This is a genomic window from Dactylosporangium sp. NPDC051541 (assembly GCF_044454505.1).
Taxonomy (GTDB): Bacteria; Actinomycetota; Actinomycetes; order Mycobacteriales; family Micromonosporaceae; genus Dactylosporangium.
This window is the reverse complement of record NZ_JBITDU010000008.1, coordinates 440,637-467,487: the sequence shown is the minus strand read 5'-3', so window position 1 is coordinate 467,487 and position 26,851 is coordinate 440,637. Positions and strand designations below refer to the sequence as shown.

Here is a 26,851-nt window from a genome sequence, read left to right as displayed (position 1 = left end):
CAACTCTCATCACGCCGTGTGAAGGTGTGGCGGTGAGTGGTGCGCAGGCCCGGGTCCTGGTCGTCGACGACCAGCCCAACATCGTCGACATGCTCGCCACCGTACTGCGCTTCCACGGGTTCGCGGTGTGCTCGGCCGGCACCGCCGCCGACGCCCTGCGCCTGGCCGCCCACGAACGGCCCGACGTCGTCGTGCTCGATGTCATGCTGCCCGACGGCGACGGCTTCGAGGTCTGCCGCGCGCTGCGGGCGGCCGGCCACGACGTCGGCGTCGTCTTCCTCACCGCCCGCGACGCGCCCGGCGACAAGATCGCCGGGCTCACCTACGGCGGCGACGACTACGTCACCAAGCCGTTCTCGGTCGACGAGCTCGTCGCCCGGGTCCGCGCGGTGCTGCGCCGGATCCGCCCCGGCACCCAGACCGGCCCCGCGCCCGTGCTGCGGTTCAGCGACGTCGAGCTCGACGAGGACGCCCTGCAGGTGCGCCGGGCCGGCCGGCTGGTCGAGCTGTCACCGACGGAGTTCAAGCTGCTGCGGTACTTCATGCAGCACCCCGGCCGCGTCCTGTCCCGGGCCCAGGTCCTCGACGCGGTGTGGAGCTACGACTTCGGCGGCACCTCGAACGTCGTGGACACCTACGTCGGCTACCTGCGCCGCAAGCTGGAGCGGCACGGACCGCCGCTGATCGCCACCCGGCGCGGCTTCGGCTACGTCCTGAGCGAGGACAAGCCGGCGTGAGACGCTCGCTGCTGCTCGGCATGCTCACCGTCACCGCGGTGGTCCTGCTGACGGCCGGCGTCACCGCGGTGCTGGCCCTGCGCGGATACCTCCTGGAACGCACCGACGACCAGATCGCCCTGGCCGCCCGCCTCGCACAGACCCGCATCGAGCAGGCCGGCAACGTGCAGGCCCGGATCACCCCGACCGACTACCTGATCGAGCTGCGCCACCGCGACGGCACCGTCGAACGCTTCGGCAACCTCGCCGACGCCCCCTTGCTGACCGAGGCCCCCGCCGCCCCCGCCGACGGCGGCGTGTCCCCGGCGATGACGCTCGCCGGCGGCGACTACCGGGCCGTGGTCGCCCGCACCACCGACGGCGGGACCGTCCTGGTGGCGCTGCCCCTGGCCCCGCTGCACGACACCGTCCGCCGGCTCGCCCTGGTCGAGGCCGGCACCGGCGTCGCGATGCTGATCCTCCTCGCCGCCGTCGGCCGCCGCCTGGTCGCCCGCGGCCTGCGCCCCCTGGAGGCGGTCACGGCGACGGCGACCGCGATCGCCGCCGGTGACCTCGACCGCCGCGTCCCGCCGGTCGCCGACCGGGCCGTCGCCACCGAGGTCGGCCGGCTCACCCTGGCCGTCAACGGCATGCTGGCCCGCCTCGGGTCGGCGTCGCGGGCCCGGGAGGCGTCCGAGGACCGGCTGCGCCGCTTCGCCGCCGACGCGTCACATGAGCTGCGCACACCACTGACCTCGATCCGCGGATACCTGCACCTGGTCCGCCAGGGCATCGCCGAGCCCGCGGTGCTGGCCCGGGCCGAGGACGAGACCCGGCGGATGGGCGCTCTGATCGACGACCTGCTGTACCTGGCCCGCCTGGACGCCGAGCCCCCGCTCCGCCACGCCCCGTTCGACCTGGTCCCGGTCCTGCGCGACGCCGTCTCCGACCTCCTGGCCACCGAACCCGGCCGCCCCGCGACCCTGGACCTGCCGCCGGAGTGCCTGGTCCGCGGCGACGAGGACGCGGCCCGCCAGATCATGGCCAACCTCCTGGCCAACGTCCGAGCCCACACCCCACCGGGCACTCCCGTCCGCGTGTCCCTGGCCCGCCTTCCCGGAGCCGCCGAGGTCGTGGTCCACGACGAGGGCCCCGGCATGTCAGCGGCGCTGGCCGCGAGGGCGTTCGACCGTTTCACCCGCGGCCCCGCCGCCCCGCCCGGCGCCGGCAGCGGCCTGGGTTTGGCGATCGTCGCCGAGACGCTCCGCGCGGGCGGCGGCGAGGTGGCCCTGCAGTCGACCCCCGGCACCGGCACGACGGTCCGCTTCACCCTCCCCGCCGCCGGTTCTCACCGTTCTCTCATCGATCTCAAGCCGGAGTCCGAACCGCCTCTGGTGGGATCGACGGGCCCTGCTCCGGCCGACGGGAGAAACGTGAACCGCTTGGGACGTTGGTGCGCCACCCACCCGAGAACCGTCCTCAGCACGTGGCTGCTGGTGGTCGCCGCGCTGGTGGCGACGGCCGGTGCGGCCGGCCGCCAGACGGACAACGACGTCACGCTCCCGGGCAGCGACGCGCAGACGGCCCGCGACCTGATCGGCCCCCAGGACGCGAGAGCCGCCGCCCAGCTGGTCCTGCACGCCCCGTTCCGGCTGGACACCGATGAGGCACAACAAGCGATAACCCAAACAACCAAAGCCCTGGCATCGGTACAGCACGTGCAAAGCGCCCCCGCACCCCCAACGCTCAGCGCCGACGGCCGAACGGCCTATCTCACCATCGCGTTGGACATAGCTCCGAGGGACTTGGAACAGTCAACCGCCGACGCCGTGCTGGCAGCCGCAGCCCCGGCCAGGGCCGCCGGCATCGAGACGGTGGCCGGCGGCGCGCTGGCCCCACCCGCCGACCGCGACAACGGCCGACTCCCCGAACTCCTGGGCCTGCTAGCCGCCGCAGTCCTGCTCCTGCTAGCTTTCGGCGGCGCCGTGCCCGCCGCGATGCCGATAGCAACAGCCCTCTTCACGCTGGCCGGCGCCCAGAGCGTCATCGGCTTGGCCGGCCACGCAACAGCAGTCCCAACGGTAGCCACCACGTTGGCCACGATGGTAGGCCTGGGCGTGGGCATCGACTACGCCCTCTTCCTGATAACCCGCTACCGAGAACTCCTACCCACCACCCTCGCCAACTCCCCCTCCCACTCTCACTCCGCTGCGGGTCGAACGGACGCGGCGGGCCGTGCGGATGCTGTGGGCCGAACGGCTGCTGCGGGTCGGACGGACGCTGCGGGTTGGACCGACGCTTCAGGCCGGACGGACGCTGCGGGTTGGACCGATGCCGAACTCCGGACCGGCGCTGCGGGTTGGACGGACGCGGCGGGCCGGCCGGGCGCTGCCGGTCGAGCGGATGCTGCAGGTTGGACGGATGCCGCAGCTCGGACGGACGCTGCGGGGCGGTCGGACGCTGAACCGCGGACGGATGCTGGGGGCCGGACGGACGCTGCGGGCCGGGTGGACGCGGCAGGTCCCACGGACACAGCAGGTCAGACGGACACAGCAGGTCGGACGGACACAGCAGGTCGGACGGACACAGCAGGTCGGACGGACACAGCAGGTCGGACGGACACAGCAGGTCGGACGGATGCAGCGGGTCGGACGGATGCAGCAGCGCGCGCCGAAGCGATCGCGGCCGCCGTAGCCGACTCCGGCCGCGCCGTCATCTTCGCCGGCGGTACGGTCGTCATCGCCCTGGGCGGCCTCACGGTGGCCGGCGTCCCCCTCCTGGCGACGCTCGCCTGGACCACAGCCGCAGCCGTCCTCTTCGCCGTAGCCGGCGCCGTCACCCTCCTACCCGCTCTCCTCGCTCTCGTCGGCCACCGGATCAAGCCGCCCCGTACCCCTGTGGGCGAAGGCTTCTGGGGCCGCCTGGCCGGCACCGTCACCCGCCGTCCGGTCCGCTACGCCCTGGCCACCACCGCCCTCCTCGCCCTCCTCGCCGCTCCCGCCCTGGACCTGCATCTCGGCCAGACCGACGCCGGGCGCAGCCCCGACGGCAGCTCGGCCCGCCGCAGCTTCGACCTCCTCGCGGAGGGCTTCGGCCCCGGCTTCAACGGCCCCCTGACCGCGGTGGTCGCCCTTGACCCGGCGGCCACGGACCCGGCCGACCCGCGCCTGGCGGCGCTGGCCCGCGACCTCGCGGCCGTGCCCGGCGTGCAGAGCGTCACCCCGGCCCGCCTCGCCGCCAACGGCGCCGTGGCGTCGTGGCGGGTCACCCCGGCGACGGCCCCCGGCGACCCGGCGACCGCGGACCTGGTGACCCGCGTCCGCCAGCTGCGGCTGGAAGGCCGGCCGGTGCACGTCGGCGGGCCCGTGGCCACGAAGGCGGACCTCGCCGAGCGCAGCGCCGGCCGGCTGCCGCTCGTCATCGGGGTCGTCGTCGCGCTGTCCGCGGTGTTGCTGCTGCTCGCGTTTCGGGCGCCGGTCGTGGCGCTCAAGGCCGCGGTGATGAACCTGGTGTCCATCGGCGCCGCCTACGGTGCGCTGACCGCGGTCTTCGCGTGGGGCTGGGGTGTGCGGCTGACCGGGCTCGACGGTCCGCTGCCGATCGAAAGCTATGTGCCGACCATGCTCTTCGCTCTTCTCTTCGGGCTGTCGATGGACTATGAAGTGTTTCTCTTGACCGCGGTACGAGCAGAGTATCTGCGCACCGGTGTCAACCAGGTGTCAGTTCGAGCCGGTCTGGCCCGGACCGGAAGGGTCATCACGTCCGCGGCCGGGATCATGGTCGTGGTGTTCGCGAGCTTCACGCTCAACGTCGACCCGGTGGTGAAGATGTTCGGGCTCGGCATGGCGGTGGCGATCGCGGTCGACGCCACCGTGGTCCGGGGGTTGCTGGTCCCGGCCACGATGGCGCTGCTCGGCCCGCTCAACTGGTGGTCGCCGTGGAAGACGGCGCCGCCGCCTCCGGCCGCGGCAGCAGCTGCCGCACGGCGGCCGCTTCCACCCGCGGCCGGGGCAACTTCGCCGCCGCCCCTTTGAAGCCGCTGCCGTGGCCACTGTTTCGCCGCCGCCGCTTGAAGCCGCGGCCGGGGCTTCTGCTTCGCCGCCGCAAGTAGGAGCGGCCGGAGCTCCGCAGACGCCGCAGGTAGGCGCGGCCGGCGCTCCGCCGAGGCCGCCGCAAGTAGGCGCGACCGGAGCTCCGCCGAGGCCGCCGCAAGTAGGCGCGGCCGGGGCTACTTCTTCGCCGCCGCCGCTTCCAGGCGCGGCAGCAACTGCTGAGCCGCCCGCCGCGCGACCGAAAGATTCGCCGAGTCGCTGGATTCCGAGGAGACGTAGACGTCGACGTCGTAGCCGTTCTGCCAGACGTAGAGGTGACCGGCGAGGGAGTACGCGGTGGTGCCGACGCCCACGACCGGGACCGCCTGCTTGTTGCGCACGTCGAAGTTCTCCCGCGTCTCCAGGTTCACGGTGATGGTGACCTGGCCCTGCGAGAGCTGCCACTGGCAGTACCGGGTCGTCGTGCTCGACCCGCCGTCGTCGGACATGAGCGTGACCTGCTCGCCGGTCAGCGAGTTGATCTCGGCCTTGGACATGATCTTGCAGATGTCGGGAACGCTGGCGGCCGCGGCCTTGGCGCTCGAGGACGGCTTCGGCGAGCCGCTGCCCTTCGCGGTGACCGGCGGGGCGGAGGACGTGGCGGTGGACGCGGACGGTGCGGCCGACGCGGGGGGCTGGCTCGCGGTGGTGGCCTTGCCGTCGTTGCAGGCCGCCAGCGAGAGCGCCCCGAGGGCGGCCGCGGCCAGGACGAGAATGCGACGTGACATCGGAACGCTCCTTGGGAAATGTCATTGCGGTGGTGCAACCAAGGTGCGTGATCAGCCGTCGCCGGTGCGCACGCCCGGTGCGACCTGGCACATTTCCGGGAGCGACCGGCCCCGAAGCACCCCGGCACCGCAAAACCGGCACCGCAGACCTGGCGCCCAAAAACAAGGCACCGCAAACCAGGCACCGCAAGAGCACGGCACCGCAAGAGCAAGGCACCACAAGAGCAAGGCACCACAAGAGCAAGGCACCGCAAGAGCAAGGCGCCGCGAGACTCCAAGACCCGGCGCCCAAAGCGGCCATACAAACAGCGCTTCAGTCCCACCGAGTGGCGTTGGCCTCGTTGAGCACACCCGGACGGTCCAGTACCACACAGAACACCAGCCCGGCCGGGTCGCGCATCACCTGCCAGTTGGCAGCCCGCTCGAGCCGGGTCGCGCCCAGCTTCTCCAGCCGGGCAACCTCAGCCTCGACGTCGTCGGTGTGGAAGTCCAGGTGCACGCGGGCGGGCCCGTCGCCGAGCCGCTGCGCGAGCACGATCATGTCGTGCGTGGGCAGCTTCGCCCCGCTGAACTCGGGGTGCTTGCCGATGACGTCGAGCGAAGCGCCGATCGCCCCGGACCAGAACGCCACGGTGGCGTCGTGGTCCGGGTGCGGCACGTCGATGGAGATCGCGTACAACCTGCTGAAGTGAGCCACGCCCAGCAGTATGCAGCGTGTGCGGGGTCGAGGCCGCGGTGTGCATAGGTCGTGGTTTTACCCACCGCCGGGTTGTGCCTTTCGATGTGGATCTCGCACGATCGTGAGATGACTCCCGCGGACCCCGCCCTCCCGGCCGAACAGGTCATCGACGTCCTCGACGTCATCGACCCCATCGACGAAGACGACTACGGCGACGCGGGCGCGGACTTCGGGATGATCGACCTGAACATCGACGACGACCTGGCCGCGGACCCGAGCCCGGAGCTGGAGCGCGACATCTCCCTATAGTCAGGGCCATGTCAACGTTCATGGCGCTGGCCGCGGTCGACCTCCCGGCCGCCGCCGACCCGGCGGCCTATCTGGAGACTCTGCCCCGCCCCGAGCCCGTGGCGGTCTGGATCACCAAGGCGGACGAGTACACCCGCCTGTCGTTCTACGCCGAGGGCGGCAACGCCTGGCTGGCCGAGTCGATCGCCCGTTCGCAGGGCTGGACCAGGGCACTGATCGCGCTGGACCACGACGAGTACGGCGCCGAGCACCTCGTCCTGTCCAATGGGGACGGTCACCCGGCCCGCGTGCAGCATGTCTACCTGCACTGGGATGCCACCCCGGGCGCCGACTTCGAGCGGGTCACGCTGTCCGAGCTCGCGCCGGCGCCGGGCCTGGCCCCGGCCGCCGACGGCACGTTGAACGACGCGCGGGTGTGGTCGGCGGTGGCCGCGCTGTACAACGCCGACCCGTCCGCCGTGGCGCGGGCCGGCCGCTACGCGGAGGAGGCGCACACGCACCTGGGCACCGTCTTCACGCCGTTCGAACCGTGGTGGGATGCCGTCGGCGCCGTGTACCCGCCGGAGTCCGGCGGCGACCTGACCGTCGTTTAAGCAGTGGCGTGATCGACTGGTCGCCGTTCACGATGTGCGGGTGCAGACACGCGAGATCCGGGCGGTGTACACCGAGGACACCATCACGGTGTATCAGGCCTACAGCGCCGCGATCGCGACGGCCGCGGTGTCGGCCGGCCGCTTCGTGGCTCCCTTCAAGCGCGACCGCATGACGTGGATCAAACCGTCGTTCCTCTGGATGATGTACCGCAGCGGCTGGGCGACGAAGGACGGCCAGGAACACGTCCTGGCCGTCGAGCTTCGGCGTGCGGGCTTCGACTGGGCGAGATCGAGGGCCTGCCTGAGTCACTACGACCAACGGGTGCACGCGAGCGCGGCCGCGTGGCAGCAGGAGCTGCGCACCAGCCCCGTGCGCGTCCAGTGGGACCCGGAGCGCGACCTGTATCTGCGCCCGCAGGCCGACTGCCGCTCGCTGCAGCTGGGTCTGAGCGGCGAGGCGGTGCACCGCTACGTGGACGAGTGGACGGTCTCCATCACCGACGTGACCGCCCAGGCCCACGAAGTCCACGCCCTGGTCCGCGCCGGCGACCTGGAGGCGGCCAAGGCCCTGCTGCCACGGGAACGCCCCTACGCGCTCTAGCCGGCCGGCGACCCGGGCCGAGCCGTCCCTTCGACCGCGTCCGCCGCCGCCATCCCCAGCAACGGCGCCATGGTCGGGCAGTGCAGCGAGGCGCAGTCCCGTCCGTGCCGGTCGTACTCCGCCCGCGCGATCGGCACCACCGTGACCGCCAACGGCCGCACCGGCCCCGTGGCCCAATACCGCTTGGTCCCCACCGCTCGCCGCAGAACCCGGCGCAGGCTGGTCGTGAACTGGGTGAACTCGTGCCGCACGCCCCCGTGCCGAGCCACCGGCCAGTCGAGGCGCACCGCATATCCGTCGGGCAAGATCGAAGTCATCGCCATCACCCCTCACTCGTTGAGGCAACGACCGAACCTCCCCCCACGATACTCGAACACCAGTTCGAAAACATGCATCGTACGGACCCGTATCAACCTTGACCCCGAAGCTGCGACGTGCATCAAACCGTGCGACCGTGACGACGTGACCATGGAAAGCGGTGATATGTCCGAAAAGTCGCGGTGCGGAGCGCCCGACTTTTCGTGGAACACACGTCGAGACCGGACCGGCCGCGCCGACCACCAGGCACGAGCGAGACGAGAAGGGACAGTGACATGGGTGACCCCGTCGTGCACTTCGAGATCAGTGGCAAGGAGCCGGCCCGGCTGCGGGACTACTACGGGGAGCTGTTCGACTGGCGGTTCAACCCGCCCGCGGACGCGGCCACCGAGCGGGTCTCGGCCATCGGAAATTACCACTTCGTGCAGGAGGAGTCGGCCGGGCTCAACGGTGGGGTCTGTGGCGGGGACGGGTATCCGAGCCGGGTCACCTTCTACGTGAACGTGGCCGATGTCGAGGTGGCTCTGGCCAAGGCCGAGTCCCTCGGTGGCACGCGGATCATGGGGCCGGAGCCGCGGACCGGGAGTTTCACCGTCGGGCACTTTCAGGACCCTGAAGGCAACGTGGTCGGGGTGGCCGGGCCTACGGCGTAGCGGAGGCGGCGGACCAGGTCGGGGGAGACCGGGTCGGTCCAGCGGGCGCCGGGGCGCACGGCGCTGCCCGAGTGGAACGCCCGGACGCCGGCGGCTGTGAGCGGCCGCAGGTGTGACTCCCGTAGACCGCCGCCGACCAGCATCAGGTGGGCGTGTGCGGGCGCCTCGGCCAGCAAGGTGGGCAGGCCGTCGGTCATCCCGGTCGCGGCGCCCGCGGTCAGGACCGACGTCAGGCCCGGCAGGCCGGCCAGGTGCTGCCAGGCGGCCGCGCGGTCGGCGGCGTGGTCGATCGCGCGGTGGAACGTCCACGGCGCGCCGTCCAAGGCGTCCAGGACCGCGGGATCGACCGCGCCGGTCGCAGTCAAGAAGCCCAGGACGAACTCGGTCGCCCCGGCCGCTCGGAGCGTTCGGAGCCGGCGGAGCACAGCCGGTACCCCCGCAGCAAAATCCGCAGTGGTGCGCAACATCACTCGGACCGGGATCGACACCGCGGCCAGCACCGACTCGACGACCGCCGGCGCCGGGCTCAGGCCGCCGGCGGACATGTCGCTGACCAGCTCCACGCGGTCCGCGCCGCCGTCCTGAGCGGCCCGGGCATCCACGGCGTCCAACGCGATGATCTCCAACAGCACCAGACCATGATCGCCGGAAAGCCGGCGCGGCGAGATGTGGTGACAAGGCTTCGCGAGGATGTCACTCGGCGGTTCCCGAGGCCGGGCTAGCGTGCGGATATGGTCCGCCGTCAGTCCGCGCCGGCGATCGCGCTGGTGGTCATCGCCTTCACCACCCTGGTGCTGCAGCTTGTCGTGCTGCCGCTCGTGCTGCTCCCGCTGGACGTGCGCTGGGGCTGGCTGCTCGTCCCGATCGCGGTCACGACCGTGCCGCTGTGGTCGCTCATCCACGAAGGCATCCACGGCATCCTGCTGCGCGACCGGGGCTGGAACGACCGGCTCGCCCGCGCCCTGGCGGTCGGCTACGGCGGCCCGTTCACGCTGCTGAAGGCCGGACACCTGCTCCATCATCGCTACAGCCGGACGCAGCGCGAGCGGACCGAGATCTACGATCCCGCGCGCTCCTCCTGGCTCGCCGCCGCAAGAACCTACTACCCAAGACTTTTCGGCGGCTTGTACTGTCTGGAGCTCCTCTCGACCCTGCTGGTGCTCCTGCCCCGGCGCGGGTGGGCACTGCTGGTGCGCCGCACGGACTCGCTGGACTCGGTGACGGGGCTGCTGTTCGAGCGGGTCGCGCGCCGGGACAACCTGCGCCGGTTCCGCGTCGAGGCGATCGCGGTCCTGGTGACCTACACCGGCAGCTCGATCGCCTATGGCGGGCACGTCTGGATGCTGTGGAGCGCGGTCGGGGCGCGGGCGCTCATCGTGTCGCTGGCCGACAACGCGTACCACTATCGCACCCGCCTCGAACGCCCGCTCGACGCGATGAACCTGGCCCTGCCGCGGGTGCTGGAGCTGTTCGTCCTCGCGTTCAATCTGCACAACGTCCACCACCGGCATCCGGGGCTGCGCTGGCACGAGCTGCGCGCCGCGTACGTCGCCGACCGCGACGAGATCCACCTCGGCTGGTTCACCGCCGTCGCCCGCCAGTTCCGCGGACCGGTTCCGCTCACCGCGCAGGAGGTCCGGGCCGATACTGTGCCGCAATGGACAGCGGAGATGTCAGGCGCGCCCTCGACGAGTCCCTGACCCTGCTCACGCCGGTCGCCGAGGAGCGCTGGGCCGCGAAGGCGGGCGGGCTCGACTGGACGTGTCTGGAGACGGCGGCGCACATCGCCCACGACCTGATGGCCTACGCGACTCAGCTCGCCGCCCGCGCCGAGGATCGCTACCTGCCGCTGGACCTCGCGGTGGACCCCGGCACCGACGCCCGGACGGTCCTCACCATCGTGCGGTCCTGCGCCCGGCTGCTGTGCCTGGAGCTGGACGCGGCCGGCCCCGACGCGACCGCGTGGCACTGGGGACCCACGGACCGGACCGGGTTCGCGGCGCTGGGGGTCAACGAGATCCTCGTGCACACGTGGGACATCGCGCGGGGGCTGCGGCTGCCATGGGTACCACCGCAAGATCTGTCAGCGAAGGTCCTCGAACGCCTCTTTCCGCACGTCGAAGGGGCCGACGACCTGCTGTGGGCCACGGGCCGGATCGCGCTGCCGGGCCGCCCGCGGCGGGAGCACTGGACCGTCAAAGCCGCCCAGAAGTATTGACACATATCTGTCAGTAAGGTTTCCTATCCGCAACCTTCGGCGCCTCTTCGCCCAGTCTGGCTCGATTGGGCTGCGCGGCGATCGATCCAGACCAGGCGCCGCGCCCGCCGTTGGGAGACCCCGTCGTCTTCCGAGGAGCCCGCCCGTGACCAGGTACCGCCTGCCCTTGATCGCCCTCGCGGCCGTCATCATCTCGTTCACCGCCACAACCGCCTACGCCCTCGCCGGCAGCCGGACCGCCCTCGCCGCCGGTCCGACCGCGAGCCAGCTGCTGGCCCGCACCTCGACCTGCAACCAGGTCTCCAACGGCAAGTACGCCACCGACGACGGCGGCGCGGCCACGGTCGCGATCTGCAAGAGCGGCTCCGCGTATTTCTGGACCGCCGACATGGACATCGACTGCGACGGCATCGGCACCACGCACTGCAACGCGAGCACCGACCCGTGGTACCAGGCCCAGACCAGCTTCAGCACGTCGACGGGCTCGTACTTCACCTCGGAGGCCACCCGCTACTACGTGGTGCCGCTGCCGAGCTCCCGGTTCGACTACGGCGCGAACGGCATCCGCCCCGGCGCCGTGGCCGCGGTCGTGTACAACAACCAGGTCGCCTACGCCGTCTTCGCCGACGAGGGCCCGGACAACATCATCGGCGAGGGCTCCTACGCCCTGGCCACCGCGCTCGGCATCGACCCCGACCCGGCCACCGGGGGCACCGCCGGCCCGGTCACCTTCATCGTCTTCCCGTCCACGGTCCCGAGCCCGGTCGAGAACAACACGGCGATCGACAACTCCGGCTCGGCCGCCGCCAACAGCTGGCTCGGCACCACCCCGACCGGCGGCCCGACGACACCGACCACCGGCCCGACCGGCACCGCCAACCAGATCGTCGGCTACGGCGGCAAGTGCGTCGACGTCGCGGGTGCGAGCCCGGCCAACGGTACCGCGGTGCAGCTCTACGACTGCAACGGCACGACGGCCCAGAAGTGGACCCGCGCCGCCGACGGCACCCTGCGCGCCCTGGGCGAGTGCATGGACGTCACGGCCGCGAGCACCGCGAACGGCGCCAAGGTCCAGCTCTACGACTGCAACGGCACCAACGCCCAAAAGTGGACCCGCACCGGCCAGACCCTGGTAAACGCCGGCTCCGGCAAGTGCCTGGACGCCACCGGCCCCAGCTCCGCCAACGGCACCCGCCTGCAGATCTGGACCTGCGGCGGCGGCGCCAACCAGAACTGGACCCTGTAGCCCTCGCGGCCTGACCCTCCGGCCGGCCCACTCGCGTCCACGAGCGTCAACTCGTGGACGCGGGTGGGCTCGCATCATCAGAGCCCACCCGAACGACGAGGTCCGACTCCCGGGTCTGGAGGGCTTGATAGGCGGGGTGAAGGTGCTTCCATCGTGTCCGGGCGTCGCCGCGTTCGTGCCCCGCGAGGTGTGTGCCGAGGTCTTCGAGATGGATCTGTACGCCGGCGCCGTAGGCGGGAAGCAAGCTGATCGGCATACCGCGCTCTTCGATGATCACGACGGTGCCCTCGCCGTCGGGGGTCAGCCAGGCTTCGATGACGTGTTCTTCGGCTTGGTCGGCATCGCTGGTTGTCACGGCCAGGTGGTGTGGGGGGTCGCAGACGTCGATGCGGCCGGTTCCCTGCCATTCGCTGGCGAAGAACCGGGCCTTGAACGTGCCGCCCAGGCGCAGGTCGCCGTCGAATTCGCCGAGCCAACGTCCCAGCCGGCCGGGGTCGGTGAGGGCCGACCACAGGTCGTCGATGGTGCTGTCGAAGCGGTCCTGTACCCGTACGACGCCTCGGCCGTTCACGGCGCCCAGGGTGCCCAGGATGCGGGTCTGCGCGTTCACGTGGTGCTCCTTCGCTCGCGTTTGCCCCGGGCCACCTCTGTGTGCAGGGCATGCATTCGTTGCTGCCACAGGGCTCGGTAGCGGCTCAACCAGTCGTCGATCTCGGTGAAGGGCTCGAGGCGGAGGCTGTAGATGCGCCGTTGCGCCTCTTGCCGTACCTCCACGAGGCCGGCCTCGCGGAGCACGCGTAAGTGCCGCGACACGCCCGGCCGGGCAATCGGCAGCAGCCCGGCCAGCTCACCCGCGGTGGCCGGGCCTCTGGTCAAGGCGTCCAACATCGACCGTCTGTTGCTGTCGGCCAAGGCTTGCAGCGCTAATTCCACGAGATTCTATGTACCGGATGAGTTACGTAACTGTCAAGGTACATACGTGCCTCGACGGCGAAACGGCGATGGGCAGCCAAGGCCCATCGCCGTTCTCGGTGTTACGACCAGTTCGCCGTTGACCAGTCGTCGCTCGACCAGTAGTGCCCCGACCAGTAGTGCCCGGACCAGTAATGGCCGGACCAGTAATGGCCGTCCCAGTCCGGGTCGGTCCACGTCGTCGCGCCGTTCCACGGTTTGCCGGTCCAGGTCGCGGCGGCCCACGTCTTCGAGGCCCACGACTTGCCGGACCAGCTGTCGCCGGCCACGCGGTAGCCCATCCACGTGCCGCCCGACCAGGCTGTCCCGGCGGCGCTGCGGGGCGCCCACGCGGCCGGGCTGACCGGGCCCCAGACGGAGTTGTCGCCGCTCAGTGCCACGTTGTCGCGGACCACGCGGCTCGCGCCGCGGGCGTCGTCGAGCTTGCCGGTGCCGGAGGATTTGTTCCAGCCGATCGACCACAGGCTCTGCGACGCGAGGGCGCCGTTCAGGTTGAGCTCGCGGACGTTGCGGGCCATCGCCAGGCCGGACACGAAGCTGGCCGACTGGGTCAGGACGGTCTTCACCTGGTCCGGGGTCAGCGTCGGGCGGGCCTGCAGCAGCAGCGCGATCGTCGCCGACGTGACGGCGGCCGCCTGGGAGCTGCCGCTGCCGCGCAGGAGGGTGGTGCCGACCTTCGCCGACGGGTACGACAGGTCCACATTGGACCCCGGGTCGGCCAGGGACACGATGGACTCGCCGGGGGCCAGCAGGTCGATGCCGCGGTTGCCGCCGCCGATCGTGGCGAACGAGGCGAAGTCGTCGTCGGTGACGCTCGCCGTGCCCTTCGTCGTGCCGCCGGCCACCGCGATGACGGCCGGGTCGCTGGCCGGGTCGCTCACCACGATGTCGCCGTTGCCCTCGTTGCCGGCCGCGGCCACGACGACGACGCCTTTCATCCAGGCCTGCTCGACCGCGTACTGCACGGGGTCGGTCCACGAGTTCGGGGTGCCGCCGGTGCCGTACGACAGGTTGATGATCCGGATCGGGTTGGCCGGGTCGTCGTTGCGGTGGGCCACGGCCCAGTCGATGGCGGCGATCATCTGCGACACGTCGACGGCGCCGTTGGACGTGCCGACCTTGATCGAGGTGAGCTTCGCCTTCGGGGCCAGGCCGACGGTGCCGGTGCTGGGGTCGTTGCCGACGATGATGCCGGCCATGTGCGTCCCGTGGCCGTACGTGTCCAGGTACCGAAGGTCGGCGTCCTGCGACTCGAACGACAGGTCGGGGCCGTTCACGATTTGCGCGGCCGGCAGCCCGGCGACCGGTGCCACACCGGTGTCGATGAGCGCGACGCCGACACCGGCCCCGGTCAGCCCGGCGGCCGCGCCCGTGGACGCGTTGACGGCGGCCCGGACCGCGGCGAGCGTCGTGCCGCCGCCGGTGCCGCCGCTGCCGAGCCAGGCCCCGGAGGCCCAGCCCCCGTTCGTGAGGTGGTGCGTGGGTCCAGCGGCCGCGCCGAGGCCGGTCACCGCAACAGCCGTGGCCGCGAGCGCAGCCAAGACCCGGCGTCCTGCCGCCGCCCGCCGCCGCAAAGCAGATCTAGGCATGGGTACTCCGTTCCCGCCGCACGACTCCGAGCAGCGCGAGATCCACAATGACTCAGCGGAGCTCCGAAGTCGCGGCCTGGCAACGGTTTTCGGCCACCCGGCCACGCGATCCGACCGACCACCCGACGCGATGTCAGCCGGGATCCCTTACACCGCAACCGCATCGCACCCGCCCCGGACCCGCCGGGCACTGCGATCGTGGGCCGGACCCGCCCCTCCACGGGCCCGGACCACCCCTCACCCCTCCGGACCGTCGAGCCGGACCCGGATGTCCTCCAGCCGCGCGACGACCTCCGGCGCGACCACCCGCAGCCGCTCGCGCGCCAACGCCATCCGCTGTTCGATGTCCCGCACACCGGCTACTGACGGACATGTTCGACGGTGACGTTCTCGACGGTGACTTCGAAACGCACCTCACGCTCCGCCCGGATCCGGCTGCGGGTCCTGACCGGCACCGCCGACCTCGCCGCACCCGCCGTACGGGCCTGGGCCGTGACCCCGCACGAGGCGATGGCCGGCCCGGTCGCCGGCTGGCTGGACCGCCTCGCCGCCGCGCTGGACCGCTCAGAGCTCGAGGCCGTGGCGGAGTAGGTCGTAGGCGCGGCGGGCGGCGGCGACGGCGGCCGGGTGGTGCTCGTCGGCGGTCGTGCCGGTGGTCAGCGCGGTGCGGTTCTCGTCGGCGAGGGCGCGGTGGACGGCGAAGATCTGATAGGCGGCCAGGCGGGCCGTGGTCGGGTCCGTGCGGCCTTCGAGAGCCGTCGTCAGAGAAGCTTCGGCGCGGCTCTGGTACAGCAGCAGCCGCGACTGCAGCCCCGGCGCCGACAGCACCATCGCCACGAACGCCAGGGTCTGCGGGCGGTCGTCGAGCCCGGTCACCGGGTCCCGGGCGGCGAGCCCGGCCAGGAAGTGCGCTTCGAGCGCGGCCAGGGCGCCGGTGGGGCGGGCGGCCGCGACGACCCCGGCGAGCTCGTCCTGGTGGTCGCTGAACGAGCCGATGACCAGGTCTTCCTTGCTTGGGAAGTACTTGAACAGCGTCCGCTTGGAGACCTCGGCGGCGGCGGCGATCTCGTTGACGCTCACCGCCTCGAACCCGGAGGCCAGGAACAGGCGGGTGGCGGCGTCCTGGATCGCCCGCTGGATGCGCAGCCGCTGCCGTTCGCGCAGGCCGGTGTCACTCACAACACAGCACTGTATACCGGGTTGAAAAGTAAACCCGGTATACCTAAGCTCACGGGCATGCCCGACTACAGCAAGGCGGAGATTCGGTCGGCCGACGGGACCGCGATCGGCTACCGGCAGTACGGCGAGCACGGCCCCGGCCTGCTCCTGGTCCACGGCGGCATGAAGGCGGCCCAGCACTTCTCGACCCTCGCCGCCGACCTGGCCGACACGTTCCGTGTCTACGTCCCCGACCGCCGCGGCCGCGGCCGCAGCGGCCCGCACGGCCCGCACTACGGTGTCCAGCGCGAGGTCGAGGACCTGCGGGCCCTCCTGGCCGCCACCGGCACCGAGCACGTGTTCGGCCACAGCTCCGGCGCCCTCGTCACCCTGCGGACCGCGCTGCAAACCCCGCGGCTGCGGCACATCGCCCTCTACGAGCCGCCGCTCATGGTCGAAGCCGGCGCCATCCCGACCGCCTGGCTGCCCCGCTACGAGCGGGAACTCGACACCGGCCACCCCGCCGCCGCACTGATCACCGCGCTGAAGGGCACCGGCCTCGAACCCACCTTCAGCCGCGTCCCACGCTTCGCACTCACCCCGGTCATCGCCCTCGGCCTGCGCGTCCAGCGCCCCACCCCCGACGAGGCGACGATCGCCGACCTCATCCCGACGCAACGCTACGACATGCGCCTGGTGCGGGAGCTGTCCGGAACACTGCCAGACTATTCGGGGGTACCGGCACAGGCCCTGCTCCTCGGCGGCACCCGCAGCCCGGCCTATCTGCGAGCAGCGCTGGACGCCCTCGAGGAGGTCCTCCCGCACGCCCAGCGCCACACGTTCGCCGCCCTCACCCACGAAGCCCCGGAAAACGACGGCCGCCCCCACACGATCGCCGCCGCACTCAGGCAGTTCTTCGCATGAGTGATCAGGTGGCGCTGACACGTGGACTCGGCGTGCTCGCCGGCGACGGCACCAGCGCGGGCCCTTCGGCGTCACGGGAGCAGCCGAGCGCGGCGGACAGCCTCTCCGCGTCGAGCCCGCGGAATCTGTCGCGGGACAGTTCGACGCGGGCGTCAGCGCCGGCCACGAAGTACGTCGCGTGGGCCTTGCAGTCCCAGACCACGCTGGCGCCGTCGGCGGTGCCGAGAAAGAGCAGCGGCCGCAGATACTGACACTGCGCCGACGCCGGCTGGGGTGCCCCGCACGGCATGAGGATCGTCATGCCATGGTGGACGTACGAGGCGGGAACTTTGGCCGGATCGCTCCAGATTACCGTCGCGTAGGGCGGCGTCGCACCGATGACGAAGGTGGCCGGGCTGCGGGAGCCGTTGGCCAGCTTCTCGCCGATGCCGAACATCCAGAGGTTGGTCAGGACGGCGAGCAGCCCGGCGATACCCAACGCCAGGGCGCCGCGCTGGACGCCGGCCGCGACCACCGGCCGTCTGATCGGCCCACCGACCGTGTGGTGGTCGACATTCACCTTCAGTTTCCCCACCGCGGCCGACCCGCCGATCCAGGCGACACCGACCAGGATCGCGGCGAAGCCGGCGAGGCTGAGCTCCACGCCGGACAGCGTCCAGAGCAGCAGGTAGCCGACGACCAGCGGCGTGGCTATCGCGATGGGGAGTGCCGCCCGCGCGGTCGGCTTCCATCGCTCGGCCAGCCAGTACACCGCCGGGCCGGCCAGGGCGAACAGGCCTCCGACGAGCAGGATCCAGGCGGCGCCGACCGTGAGGCGTCCGAGCAGCTCGGTGCCGCTGATGCCCACCTGCCCCGGCGACAGGCCGAACGCACCCCAGAAGCCCAGGTGGGCGCTGTATGCGAGCCCGTACGCGGTGCCCACGACGGCCGTCGTGCCGCCGAGCAGCTCCTTGAGTGGCGCGGCCGGCCGGGGACTCGGGCCAGAACTGGACATGCGCATTTCGTACCGGCATCGACGCGGCGGCGCAATGCGGGCCCCGGCATGCGGGAGGTATCAGAACGTGAAGGCCGGGCCGTCGCCGCCGTCGATCGCCGCGCGGACTTCGGTGGTCAGGGTGGTCATGGCGTCGATGGTGGCGTCGATCGCGGCCGGGTCGGTGCCGACCGCGCCGAGGATCGTGCCGAGGCGGGCGGCGAAGGCGGTGGGGGCGGCCGGGAGCTGGGCGGTCGCGGCGATCATGGCTTTCTCGTTGAGGAGCCAGCGGCCGGCGGCGGCGTGCAGGGCGTGGCAGAGGACGCCGGCCGCGCGGAACAGGCAGCCGGCGGCGTACACGGGGTCGTTGCCTTTCGCGCCGTACCGTGCGATCCGGGTGGCGAAGTCAGCCTCCCACAGCCCGTTGACCAGCGCGGTTCGCAGCTTCGGCGGGTAGTGGTCGATCTCGGCCCGCAGCTCGGTCAGTTCGCCGCTCGGGTCGGACAGGAGGCGGGCCAGGGCGACCTCGCCCGCGTAGGTATGGGAGTAGAAGCCGAGGGGGTGGCCGGGCTGGAAGGCGATCTCGTAGCGTCCTTCGCGGCACTCGGCCCAGACGTGTTCGACCCGGTCGAGGTCGCGGTAGATCCAGTCGACGCGGTGGCCGGCGACGGTGAGCCAGCCGCCGCCGTCGACCCAGGGGCCCCAGCCGCCCGGGTCGGTGATCTCGGCCGGCTCGTCGGCGAGCTCGGCGGCCAGCGTGCGCAGGGCGGCCACGTCGAGCGGGCCGCGGTAGTAGAGGCCGAGGTCGTAGTCGGAGTCGGGGCGGTGGGTGCCGCGGGCCCGGCTGCCGCCGAGCGTGACCCCTCGCACGCCCCCGACGTCGGCGAGCCGGTCGGCCAATGGTGCGAGGTACTCCGTCATGCTGAGCATTGTGGACAACTCGCGCCCCTTCACGCTCGCCGCACTGCCGTCCGTCGCCGCCGACGTGGCCGACAAGCTCACCGATGCCGGGTTCACCGAGACACCGCACCTGCGCCAGGCCCTCGCGCTGGCCGAGGAGGCCGGTGAGTTCGTCGGTGCGGTGCGCCGGCACTTCGGGTTTGCCCGCCGCACCGGGCCCTTCTCCGACGTCGAGGCCGAGCTGGCCGACGTGGTCCTGACCGCGTTCGTGACCGCGCACACCCTCGGCATCGATCTTGAGAAGGCCCTGGCGGCGAAGCTCGACGTGATCTATACCCGAGGCTGGCGGGAGGAAGGGGCATGAGCGGTACGGAGCGTAGCGGAGTGGCCGCGAATCATGAGCTCAGGGTGGAGCTCAGGGCGGCGCCGGAGCTTGCGGAGGCGTCGGCATGAACTGGCTGGAGATCGTGGGGTGGGCGGGGTCGGCCCTGCTGGTGTGGTCCCTGCTGCAGCGCCGGCTGCTGCGGCTGCGGATCTGGAACCTCGTCGGCTCGGTGATTTTAGTCGCCTACAACGCCCTGGCCGAGGTCTGGCCGATGGCGGCGCTCAACTTCACCCTGGCCATCATCAACATCTGGCAGCTGTACTCCCTGCTGCGCACCCGCCACGACGAGCGCACCTACCAGGTGGTCGAGGTCGCGACGGACGACAACTTCCTCGCCCACGTGCTGCGGGTGCACTGGAGTGACATCGCCAAGTTCAACCCCGACTTCCGCTTCGACGACGAGCATCGCCTCGCCTTCCTGACGCTCAACGGCGACGAGGTGGTCGGCGTGCTCATGCTCCGCCCCGACCCGGGCGACCCCGAGGTCGCGCTGCTCGAGCTCGACTACGTGACGCAGCGGTACCGGGACCTGTCGCCGGGGGAGTTCGTGTTCCGCCGCAGCGGCCAGCTCACCGCCCACGGCTTCCGGCGGGTCCTCACCCCGCCCGGCATGGTCGCGCCCTACTACTCCCGCCTGGGCTTCGTCCCGACCGAGGATCGCTACGCCCTGGACCTCACGGCGCACTAGCGCCGCGGGTCCCTTTTGTCCGCGTGTCACGCAAAGGAGATCTTGGCTCGCTGTCCGCGGCAGGCGGTGATGGCCTACGATGTGTGGTCATGGCAGACGGTTCCGGCGAAGACTGGTCCGGTCGGATCGACACGACCACCGCACACCCCGCCCGCCGCTACAACTACTGGCTGGGCGGCAAGGACAACTTCGCCGCCGACCGCGAGTCCGGTGAGGCGATCGCCCGCGTCTACCCGGCGATCCGCACCACGGCCCTGGAAAACCGCTACTTTCTGCAACGGGCGGTCCGGTATCTGGCCGGCGAGGCGGGCATCCGCCAGTTCCTGGACATCGGCACCGGCATCCCCACCGCCAACAACACCCACGAGGTGGCCCAGAAGGTCGCGCCCGAGTCCCGGATCGTCTACGTGGACAACGACCCGATCGTCCTGACCCACGCCCGCGCCCTGCTGACCAGCACGCCCGAGGGCGCCACCGCCTACATCGACGCCGACCTGCGCGACCCGAGCACGATCCTGCGGGACGAGAGCCTCCGCAAGACCCTGGACCTGCACCAGCCGGTCGCGCTGATGCTGATCGCGATCGTGCACTTCCTCTTCGACGAGGACAAGCCCTACGAGATCGTGAAGTCCCTGGTCGACGCCCTCCCGTCGGGCAGCTATGTGGTCATGACCCACGGCACGGCGGACCTCAACGACCCCGTCGCCCGCGAGTATGCCCTCCGCGAGATCGCCGCCGGCCGCCTGAAGATGGACGCCATGCCGCGCAGCAAGGACGAGGTGGCCCGCTTCTTCACCGACCTCGAGGTCGTCGACCCCGGCGTCGTGCCGGTGACCGCCTGGCGCAACCCGATCCCCGAAGAGGACCGGCCGCCCCTGGTCGACACGGCCATGTACGGCGTGGTCGCCCGCGTCCCGTAACTCACGTCTCCCGGGCCGGGCCGGTGGAGGCCCGGACCGTCAGGTGGACGGGGAGCATGACCTGCTGCCGGGTCGTGGGGGACGGGGCGGCGCTGCGGTCGAGGCGGGACAGGAGCATCGACACCGCCACGCGGCCGGCCTGTTCGATCGGGGCGGTCAGCGTGGTCAAAGGTGGGTGGCAGAAGTCCGCGCCGAAGATGTCGTCGCAGCCCACGACGCTCAGGTCCTCGGGGACGCGGACGTGGCGTTCGCGCAGGCGCTGCAGGATGCCGATCGCCAGCAGGTCGTTGAAGACGATGCAGGCCGTCGCGCCCGTGTTCAGAACCGCGTCGGCGGCGGCCGGGCCGGAGCCGCGGCCGGACGGGAACGGGCCCACGCGGGTGAAGGTGAGGCGGTGGCGGGTCGCCACCTCGCGCATGGCGTGCCAGCGGGCCTCGTTGGGCCAGGAGCGTTGCGGGCCGGAGACGTAGGCGATGTCGCGGTGGCCCAGTGAGAGTAGGTGCTCGGCGGCCTGGCTTATGCCGGCCGGGGTGTCGATGATGGCGCTCGGGACGCCGCGGATGTTGCGGTTGATCGTCACCAGGGGGATCTCGCCGGCCAGGCGGGACAGTTCGCGGTCGGAGAGGCGGGACGCGGCCAGGATGGCGCCGTCCAGCGAGCGGCGCATCTTGTGCAGCATCTCGGCCTCCAACTCGCCGGAGTCCTCGGTGTCGATCAGCAGCTGGGCGTAGCCGGCCGCCTTCAGCTGCTGCTGCGTGCCCCGGATGACGCCGAAGTAGAACGGGTTCGTCACGTCCGAGACGAGGACGGCGATCGCTCGGGTGCGGCCGGAGGACAGCGCCCGGGCCGGCGAGTTGGGGACGTAGCGGAGCTCGCGGGCGGCGGCCTCGATGCGTTCGCGGGTGGCGGCATTCACGCGGCCCGGGTTGTTCAGGGCGCGGGAGACCGTCGAGGCGGCGACGCCCGCGGCGGCGGCGATGTCGTTGATGGTCACTGGGCGGTCGGGGCCGGCGGGGCGGGGCATGCCCGACAGCGAAACAGATTTGGCAAACGATGGCAAACGATTGCCAGCCCTTCACCAGCGTTGATAGCGTCCGCAACCAATCGTCCGTAGTCGCACACCCCAATACGTCAGCGACGAGGAAGAAGACACCCCTATGCAAACCTTCAAAGCCCTCGCCATTGGTACCGCCGCCGCGCTCGCCCTCGCCGCCTGTGCGAACGACAGCGCCAAGACCGGCAACGACCCCGGCTCCGAGCTGAACGGGGCCGGGAAGACGATCAACGTACTGGTGCAGGCCAACACGATCTACCCGCAGCAGCAGAAGCAGTGGTTCACCGACACCAGCAACGCGTTCAAGGCGCAGACCGGCGCCGAGGTCAAGTTCGAGACGTTCGCGTCGGCCAACGACGAGCTGACCAAGATTCAGACCTCGGTCGTGTCGGGCCAGGGGCCGGACATCTACAGCCTTGGCACCACGTTCACCCCGACCGCCTACGCCACCGGCGCGTTCCTCGAGCTGCAGGACGCCGACTGGAACAAGGTCGGCGGCAAGGCGAACTTCGTCCAGGCCGCCCTCGGCATCTCCGGCCCGGACGCCCAGCACCAGGTCGGCATCCCGTTCACGAGCCGCCCGTTCGTGATGGCCTACAACACCGAGCTGCTCAAGGCGGCCGGCATCGACAAGCCCGCCGACACCTGGGACGGCCTGCGGGACCAAGCGAAGCGGCTGACCAACGGGAGCACCCACGGCATGGCCGTCGCCTACGCCGACGGGTTCGACCCGTGGAAGTTCATCTGGGCGATGTCCGTCCAGGCCGGCAACCCCCTCGTCGCCGGCAAGAAGGCCTCGCTCGACGACCCGGCGACCCTCAAGGCCTACCAGACCTACCTCGGCTGGCTGGCGACCGACAAGGTCGTCGACCCGGCCGCCGTCGGCTGGAAGAACGCGCAGGCGATCGCCGAGTTCGGGGCCGGGAAGGCCGCGTTCCTGCCGATGGTCTCGGCCACGTCGAAGGTGACCCTGGACAAGTCGCAGGTCGCGGGCAAGTATGCGTATGCCGTCATGCCCACCGTCCCGCCCGGCGCGACCTCGAAGCCGAGCAACGGGGTGCCGGCCACCAGTATTCTCTCCGGCGACAACCTCGTCGTCGCGAAGTACACCAAGAACAAGGATCTGGCTCTTGCCCTGGTCAAGCTGCTGACGTCGGCCGAGCAGCAGAAGGCCTACTACAAGACGTTCGGTGAGCTCCCCACGAACGCCGCCGCGGCCAAGGAGCTGCAGGCCGACCCCGCCCTGGCGGCCATTGTGGACTCGTCGTCGAAGTCGGCCGGCACGCCGTTCAACGGGGGCTGGAGCAAGGTCCAGCTGGCGCTGCTCAACGTGGTCGTGCAGTCCATCCCGGATCTCAAGGCCGGCAAGGTGGACGACGGCAAGCTGAAGTCCCTCGTCACCGCCGCGCAGAAGGACGCCCAGAGCGCCGTGGACGAAGCCAAATGAGCAAAGCCGTCTCCCGGCGTCAGCGTCCCCTGTGGATGCTGGCGCCGGGCGGCGTGCTGATGGCCGTGGTCATCCTGGTGCCCCTCGCGGTCGCGCTGCTGGTGTCCACATTGGACCTCAATCAGTACACGCTGCGGCAGTGGACCGACGCCCCCGGTGTCGGCCTCGACAACTACGTCGAGGCGTGGCGGGAGACGGCGCTGCCGCACGCGATCTGGGTCACCGTCGGCTACGCGGTCATCGTCACCGTGCTGGCGGTGCCGCTCGGTCTGGCCGCCGCCCTCGCCACCCAGCAGCGCTTCGCCGGCCGGGCCCTGGTCCGGTCCGCGTTCCTGATCCCCTACGTGCTGCCGGCGTTCGTCGTCGGCACCGTCTGGCGCACGATCCTGCAGCCGGGCGGCCCGCTCGGGCACGCCACCGGCACGGACTACCTGTGGCTGAACGGCCCGCGCAGCTACTGGGCGCTCGTCGTCGTGCAACTGTGGACGTCCTGGCCGCTGCTGTACCTCCTGGCACTGTCCGGCCTGCAGGGCGTCCCCGACGACGTGCACGAGGCCGCGGCCCTGGACGGCGCCGGCTGGTGGGAGAAGCTGCGCCGCATCATCCTCCCGCACCTGCGCGGCGTGCTGGGCCTCGGCATGGTCATCGAGTTCCTGCACACGCTCAACAGCTTCACCCTGCCCTACGTCCTCTTCGGCATCCCGGCCCCGCACGACGTCGAGGTCCTGCCGGTGCTGACCTACGTGGAGAGCTTCCAGAACTTCAAGTTCGGCCTCAGCGCGGCGATGGCGGTGCTGTCGCTGGTCCTGGTGGCCATCCCGCTGTCCGTCTACCTGCGAGCGGTGAAGCTGAACACCGATGAAGACTGACGTCCATCGCCTGCTGCCGAGGTGGCTGCAGACCGCCATCATCGCCGTCCTGGGCGTCTTCGTCGGACTGCCCGTCCTCTACATGCTCTTCGCCAGCGTGAACGACGACCTCGCGGTGGCGGCCGGCGACTTCTGGCCCAGCGCCTTCCACCCCGGCAACTACGCCGAGATCTGGGACACCGTCGAGCTCGGTGCCGGCCTGACCAACAGCGTCCTCGTCGCCGGCGGCGTCGCCGTGATCTCGGCGCTGGTGTCGGTGGCCACCGCCTACGTCCTGGTGCGCTTCACGTTCCTGGGCCGCGGCCTGATCCTGCGCGCGCTCCTGGCCCTGCAGAGCATCCCCGGCACCCTGATGCTGCTGCCGGTGTTCGTCCTCTTCGCCAACCTGTCGCGGATCCTCAGCATCGACACCATCGGCACCCGCTGGGCGCTGTTCGTGACCTACCTGACGTTCGCGCTGCCGTTCTCGACCTGGGTCATGGTCACCTACCTGCGCGGCCTGCCGGCGGAGCTGGACGAGGCGGCCCGGCTCGACGGGGCCTCGTCGTGGCGGATCCTGCGCTCCATCGTCATCCCGCTGAGCTGGCCCGGCCTGGTCGTCTCGGCCATCTTCGCGTTCCTGCTCGGCTGGAACGACGTGCTCTTCGCCTCCGTCATCACCGACGCCGACACCCGCACCGCCGCCGTCGCGCTGCAGGTCTTCGGGGCCACCCAGGAAGGCGGCGCGATACCGCTATACGGTCAGCTCATGGCATCGGCTCTGGTCTGCGCCCTGCCGGTCGTCGTCCTGTATCTGGCGTTCCAACGGTTCCTAGTCGGCGGCCTCACGGCCGGGGGAGTGAAGTGACAGTGCTCAACGTCGCGATCGTCGGCAGCGGCATCATCGGCGCCCACCACGCGAAAGCCATCGCCCGCCACCCGAAACTCCAGGTGACGGCCCTGGTCGACGCCCGCATCGAAGCCGCCGAAGCCCTCGCCGCCACCCTCGACCCGCGACCTTCGGTCCACCTCACCCTCACCGAAGCGTTCGCACAAGCCACAATCCACATCGTCGCCATTTGTACGCCCAGTGGTCTGCACATCGCCGCCGCGGAAGAGACACTGGCGGCCGGCGCGCACCTGCTCATCGAGAAGCCCCTCGACACCGACCTGGCCAAGGCCCGGGCGTTCGCCACGGTGGCGGAGGCGGCCACCGGCCGCGGCTTGGTGAGCTCCGTCGTCAGCCAGCACCGCTTCGACCCCGCGACCGTCGCCGTCCGCCGAGCCGTCCAGGACAACCGGCTGGGCCGGGTCACCTCGGCCGTGGTGTCGATGCCGTGGTGGCGCGACCAGGCCTACTACGACTCCGCCGACTGGCGCGGCACGTGGGCCTTCGACGGCGGCGGGGCCCTGGCCAACCAGGGCATCCACCTCGTCGACCAGATGCTCGCCCTGCTCGGGCGGCCCGCCGAGGTCTACGCGCGGACGGCCCTGGCCAGCCACGAGCGGATCGAGGTCGAGGACGTCGCCGCGGCCACGATCCAGTTCGAGTCCGGCGCCCTGGCCGTGCTGCACGCCACGACCGGGGCGCGGCCCGGCCTGCCGGTCCGGCTCGCCCTCTACGGCACCGAGGGCTCCGCGGTCCTGCAGGACGACCAGCTGGAGTACTTCCACACGACCACCGACCCGGGCCTGCGCGCCGCCGACCTCGTCTCGCCGCCGGACGTCTACGGCGCGGCCAAGGACCCGGACGGCTGGGTGACCGGGCACGTGCGGCAGTACGACGACCTCGTGGACGCCATTGAGCACGCGCGGGCACCGGGAGTACAAGTGCGGCATGGGCTTGAGGCCCTTGCCCTGGTGCGGTCGGTCTATGTGTCGGCCAGTCTGGGCCGGGCGGTGTCCTTCACCGAGGTCCTCGACGGAGCGTTCGATGATGTGCAACCTCGCACCCAGGGAGTGACCCCGTGAAGTTCTCGGTCTTCACCGCCTCGACACCCGACTGGACGCCCCAGGAGGCGGCCAAGGAGCTCGCCGCGCAGGGGTGGGACGGCGTCGAGTGGCGCATCACCGACCAGGAGGCGACCGACGTGCCCGGCTTCTGGGCCGGCAACCGGGCCACCTGGCCGCTGACCGGTCTGGAGGAGCGGCTGCCCGAGATCGACGCGGTGACCAGGGGCGCCGGGCTGCAGTACTCGGGGCTCGGGGGCTACGCGCGCAGCTTCGAGCGCACCGACGTCGCCCGCCTCCTCGCCGCCACCGCAACGCTCGGCGCGGGCCGGGTCCGGGTCACGATGCCGCTGCTGAAGACCGGCGACTACCGCGACCTGTTCGCCGGGGCCCGCAAGGACCTCGAGTGGGCGACCGCGGAGGCGGCCCGGCTCGGCGTGACGGTCATGGTCGAGCTGCACCACGAGACCATCACGTCCTCGGCGTCGGCGGCCCTGCGGCTGATCGACGGCCTCGACCCGGCCACGATCGGCGTCATCCACGACCTCGGCAACCTGATCTACGAGGGACACGAGGACCACCGGGCCGCGTTCCAGCTGCTCGGCCCCTATCTGCAGCACGTACACGTGAAGAACGTGGCCTGGCACGCCGTCTCGACCGCGGCCGACGGCACGGTCACGTGGAAGGCCGACTGGGCCACGCTGCGCGAAGGCCAGGCCGACGTCGGCGCCTACCTGCGGACACTGCGCGAGCACGGGTACGACGGCTGGATCACCCTGGAGGACTTCTCCACCGCCGCACCCCTGCCCGAGCGCACCCGCGACAACCTCGCCTACCTCAAGTCCCTGCTGTAAAAGGACAGCGGCTGCTTCGTCCAGTAGATGCCGTCCG

Annotated in this window: 30 protein-coding genes; 19 read left to right on the top strand and 11 right to left on the bottom strand. The window is 71.2% G+C overall.

Features of this window, described 5'->3' with window-relative positions; genetic code table 11:
• The first annotated feature begins 26 nt into the window (after positions 1-26).
• Together ACIA8L_RS33965 and ACIA8L_RS33960 are read left to right on the top strand one after the other, a co-directional pair.
• A complete protein-coding gene (locus ACIA8L_RS33965) occupies positions 27-737 on the top strand; it encodes a response regulator transcription factor (protein ID WP_395910856.1) in 711 nt (236 codons plus the stop codon).
• Complete coding sequence (locus tag ACIA8L_RS33960) at positions 734-4,750, top strand: MMPL family transporter (RefSeq protein WP_395910854.1); 4,017 nt, start codon at positions 734-736, stop codon at positions 4,748-4,750. Before ACIA8L_RS33965 ends, ACIA8L_RS33960 begins: the two co-directional genes overlap by 4 nt.
• Positions 4,751-4,944: 194 nt before the next feature.
• On the opposite strand, the gene ACIA8L_RS33955 is transcribed toward ACIA8L_RS33960, so the two are convergent.
• Positions 4,945-5,535, bottom strand: coding sequence for a hypothetical protein (locus tag ACIA8L_RS33955; protein ID WP_395910852.1), 591 nt, complete (start codon positions 5,533-5,535; stop codon positions 4,945-4,947).
• A gap of 313 nt (positions 5,536-5,848) precedes the next feature.
• Entirely contained in the window at positions 5,849-6,232 is a 384-nt protein-coding gene (locus ACIA8L_RS33950) for a VOC family protein (RefSeq protein ID WP_395910851.1), read from the bottom strand.
• A gap of 108 nt (positions 6,233-6,340) precedes the next feature.
• Here ACIA8L_RS33950 and ACIA8L_RS33945 point away from each other — a divergent pair, with 108 nt between their 5' ends.
• Genes ACIA8L_RS33945 through ACIA8L_RS33935 form a run of 3 tightly spaced genes read left to right on the top strand, consistent with a single transcriptional unit; the run spans position 6,341 to position 7,717 of the window.
• Complete coding sequence (locus ACIA8L_RS33945) at positions 6,341-6,523, top strand: hypothetical protein (RefSeq protein ID WP_395910849.1); 183 nt, start codon at positions 6,341-6,343, stop codon at positions 6,521-6,523.
• 8 nt (positions 6,524-6,531) lie between these two features.
• Positions 6,532-7,116 (top strand): hypothetical protein, encoded by a 585-nt coding sequence (locus ACIA8L_RS33940; protein ID WP_395910847.1) that lies wholly within the window; start codon positions 6,532-6,534, stop codon positions 7,114-7,116.
• Positions 7,117-7,150: 34 nt separating this feature from the next.
• Entirely contained in the window at positions 7,151-7,717 is a 567-nt protein-coding gene (locus ACIA8L_RS33935) for a DUF4291 domain-containing protein (RefSeq protein ID WP_395910846.1), read from the top strand.
• Here ACIA8L_RS33935 and ACIA8L_RS33930 read toward each other — a convergent pair.
• Positions 7,714-8,034 carry a hypothetical protein gene (locus tag ACIA8L_RS33930; protein ID WP_395910845.1) on the bottom strand — a complete coding sequence of 107 codons (321 nt, stop codon included), beginning with the start codon at positions 8,032-8,034 and terminating at the stop codon, positions 7,714-7,716. The two genes, ACIA8L_RS33935 and ACIA8L_RS33930, sit on opposite strands and share 4 nt — an antisense overlap.
• A 276-nt stretch (positions 8,035-8,310) precedes the next feature.
• Here ACIA8L_RS33930 and ACIA8L_RS33925 point away from each other — a divergent pair, with 276 nt between their 5' ends.
• Complete coding sequence (locus ACIA8L_RS33925) at positions 8,311-8,688, top strand: VOC family protein (RefSeq protein ID WP_395910844.1); 378 nt, start codon at positions 8,311-8,313, stop codon at positions 8,686-8,688.
• Here ACIA8L_RS33925 and ACIA8L_RS33920 read toward each other — a convergent pair.
• Positions 8,640-9,320, bottom strand: a complete 681-nt coding sequence (locus tag ACIA8L_RS33920; protein WP_395910842.1) for a copper homeostasis protein CutC — start codon at positions 9,318-9,320, stop codon at positions 8,640-8,642. The genes ACIA8L_RS33925 and ACIA8L_RS33920 overlap by 49 nt on opposite strands.
• Before the next feature lie 99 nt (positions 9,321-9,419).
• Between ACIA8L_RS33920 and ACIA8L_RS33915 the strand changes: the two genes are divergently transcribed.
• The 3 genes from ACIA8L_RS33915 (at position 9,420) to ACIA8L_RS33905 (ending at position 12,152) form a co-directional block, all read left to right on the top strand.
• Positions 9,420-10,388, top strand: coding sequence for a fatty acid desaturase (locus ACIA8L_RS33915; protein WP_395910840.1), 969 nt, complete (start codon positions 9,420-9,422; stop codon positions 10,386-10,388).
• The gene (locus tag ACIA8L_RS33910; RefSeq protein ID WP_395910838.1) at positions 10,346-10,906 is read left to right on the top strand and encodes a maleylpyruvate isomerase N-terminal domain-containing protein; all 561 of its coding nucleotides are present in this window, start codon (positions 10,346-10,348) and stop codon (positions 10,904-10,906) included. The genes ACIA8L_RS33915 and ACIA8L_RS33910 overlap by 43 nt, the downstream gene beginning before the upstream one ends.
• A gap of 145 nt (positions 10,907-11,051) precedes the next feature.
• On the top strand, positions 11,052-12,152 hold the full coding sequence (locus ACIA8L_RS33905; protein WP_395910836.1) for a ricin-type beta-trefoil lectin domain protein: 1,101 nt from the start codon (positions 11,052-11,054) through the stop codon (positions 12,150-12,152).
• 46 nt (positions 12,153-12,198) lie between these two features.
• Here ACIA8L_RS33905 and ACIA8L_RS33900 read toward each other — a convergent pair whose 3' ends face one another.
• The 3 genes from ACIA8L_RS33900 to ACIA8L_RS33890 form a co-directional block, all read right to left on the bottom strand.
• The gene (locus ACIA8L_RS33900) at positions 12,199-12,762 is read right to left on the bottom strand and encodes an SRPBCC family protein (RefSeq protein WP_395910834.1); all 564 of its coding nucleotides are present in this window, start codon (positions 12,760-12,762) and stop codon (positions 12,199-12,201) included.
• Positions 12,759-13,085: an ArsR/SmtB family transcription factor gene (locus ACIA8L_RS33895; protein WP_395910833.1), complete on the bottom strand. Its 327-nt coding sequence runs from the start codon at positions 13,083-13,085 to the stop codon at positions 12,759-12,761. Before ACIA8L_RS33895 ends, ACIA8L_RS33900 begins: the two co-directional genes overlap by 4 nt.
• A 101-nt stretch (positions 13,086-13,186) precedes the next feature.
• Positions 13,187-14,665, bottom strand: coding sequence for a S8 family serine peptidase (locus ACIA8L_RS33890; RefSeq protein ID WP_395910832.1), 1,479 nt, complete (start codon positions 14,663-14,665; stop codon positions 13,187-13,189).
• A gap of 444 nt (positions 14,666-15,109) precedes the next feature.
• On the opposite strand from ACIA8L_RS33890, the gene ACIA8L_RS33885 reads away from it, so the two are divergent.
• The gene (locus ACIA8L_RS33885) at positions 15,110-15,304 is read left to right on the top strand and encodes a hypothetical protein (RefSeq protein ID WP_395910830.1); all 195 of its coding nucleotides are present in this window, start codon (positions 15,110-15,112) and stop codon (positions 15,302-15,304) included.
• Here ACIA8L_RS33885 and ACIA8L_RS33880 read toward each other — a convergent pair.
• Positions 15,278-15,892, bottom strand: a complete 615-nt coding sequence (locus tag ACIA8L_RS33880) for a TetR/AcrR family transcriptional regulator (RefSeq protein WP_395910828.1) — start codon at positions 15,890-15,892, stop codon at positions 15,278-15,280. The genes ACIA8L_RS33885 and ACIA8L_RS33880 overlap by 27 nt on opposite strands.
• A 57-nt stretch (positions 15,893-15,949) precedes the next feature.
• Between ACIA8L_RS33880 and ACIA8L_RS33875 the strand changes: the two genes are divergently transcribed.
• On the top strand, positions 15,950-16,795 hold the full coding sequence (locus ACIA8L_RS33875) for an alpha/beta fold hydrolase (protein ID WP_395910827.1): 846 nt from the start codon (positions 15,950-15,952) through the stop codon (positions 16,793-16,795).
• Between the two features lie 4 nt (positions 16,796-16,799).
• Here ACIA8L_RS33875 and ACIA8L_RS33870 read toward each other — a convergent pair whose 3' ends face one another.
• A complete protein-coding gene (locus ACIA8L_RS33870) occupies positions 16,800-17,789 on the bottom strand; it encodes a hypothetical protein (RefSeq protein WP_395910826.1) in 990 nt (329 codons plus the stop codon).
• A gap of 60 nt (positions 17,790-17,849) precedes the next feature.
• Positions 17,850-18,689, bottom strand: a complete 840-nt coding sequence (locus ACIA8L_RS33865; protein WP_395910824.1) for a nucleotidyltransferase domain-containing protein — start codon at positions 18,687-18,689, stop codon at positions 17,850-17,852.
• Here ACIA8L_RS33865 and ACIA8L_RS33860 point away from each other — a divergent pair.
• The 3 genes from ACIA8L_RS33860 to ACIA8L_RS33850 all read left to right on the top strand — a co-directional run bounded on the left by ACIA8L_RS33860 (position 18,688) and on the right by ACIA8L_RS33850 (position 20,661).
• Positions 18,688-19,032 carry a MazG nucleotide pyrophosphohydrolase domain-containing protein gene (locus tag ACIA8L_RS33860; protein WP_395910822.1) on the top strand — a complete coding sequence of 115 codons (345 nt, stop codon included), beginning with the start codon at positions 18,688-18,690 and terminating at the stop codon, positions 19,030-19,032. The two genes, ACIA8L_RS33865 and ACIA8L_RS33860, sit on opposite strands and share 2 nt — an antisense overlap.
• Positions 19,033-19,117: 85 nt before the next feature.
• On the top strand, positions 19,118-19,741 hold the full coding sequence (locus ACIA8L_RS33855) for a hypothetical protein (protein WP_395910820.1): 624 nt from the start codon (positions 19,118-19,120) through the stop codon (positions 19,739-19,741).
• A gap of 89 nt (positions 19,742-19,830) precedes the next feature.
• Positions 19,831-20,661 (top strand): SAM-dependent methyltransferase, encoded by an 831-nt coding sequence (locus ACIA8L_RS33850; RefSeq protein WP_395910819.1) that lies wholly within the window; start codon positions 19,831-19,833, stop codon positions 20,659-20,661.
• 1 nt (position 20,662) lies between these two features.
• On the opposite strand, the gene ACIA8L_RS33845 is transcribed toward ACIA8L_RS33850, so the two are convergent.
• On the bottom strand, positions 20,663-21,685 hold the full coding sequence (locus ACIA8L_RS33845; RefSeq protein ID WP_395910817.1) for a LacI family DNA-binding transcriptional regulator: 1,023 nt from the start codon (positions 21,683-21,685) through the stop codon (positions 20,663-20,665).
• Positions 21,686-21,818: 133 nt separating this feature from the next.
• Here ACIA8L_RS33845 and ACIA8L_RS33840 point away from each other — a divergent pair, with 133 nt between their 5' ends.
• From ACIA8L_RS33840 to ACIA8L_RS33820, 5 genes are read left to right on the top strand one after another with little or no spacing between them, the layout of a single operon-like run.
• Complete coding sequence (locus ACIA8L_RS33840) at positions 21,819-23,162, top strand: ABC transporter substrate-binding protein (RefSeq protein ID WP_395910816.1); 1,344 nt, start codon at positions 21,819-21,821, stop codon at positions 23,160-23,162.
• The gene (locus tag ACIA8L_RS33835; protein WP_395910814.1) at positions 23,159-24,031 is read left to right on the top strand and encodes a carbohydrate ABC transporter permease; all 873 of its coding nucleotides are present in this window, start codon (positions 23,159-23,161) and stop codon (positions 24,029-24,031) included. Before ACIA8L_RS33840 ends, ACIA8L_RS33835 begins: the two co-directional genes overlap by 4 nt.
• Positions 24,021-24,878 carry a carbohydrate ABC transporter permease gene (locus ACIA8L_RS33830; RefSeq protein WP_395910812.1) on the top strand — a complete coding sequence of 286 codons (858 nt, stop codon included), beginning with the start codon at positions 24,021-24,023 and terminating at the stop codon, positions 24,876-24,878. The genes ACIA8L_RS33835 and ACIA8L_RS33830 overlap by 11 nt, the downstream gene beginning before the upstream one ends.
• Entirely contained in the window at positions 24,875-25,981 is a 1,107-nt protein-coding gene (locus ACIA8L_RS33825; protein ID WP_395910810.1) for a Gfo/Idh/MocA family protein, read from the top strand. Before ACIA8L_RS33830 ends, ACIA8L_RS33825 begins: the two co-directional genes overlap by 4 nt.
• Positions 25,978-26,814, top strand: a complete 837-nt coding sequence (locus ACIA8L_RS33820) for a sugar phosphate isomerase/epimerase family protein (protein ID WP_395910808.1) — start codon at positions 25,978-25,980, stop codon at positions 26,812-26,814. The genes ACIA8L_RS33825 and ACIA8L_RS33820 overlap by 4 nt, the downstream gene beginning before the upstream one ends.
• Positions 26,815-26,851: the final 37 nt, after the last annotated feature.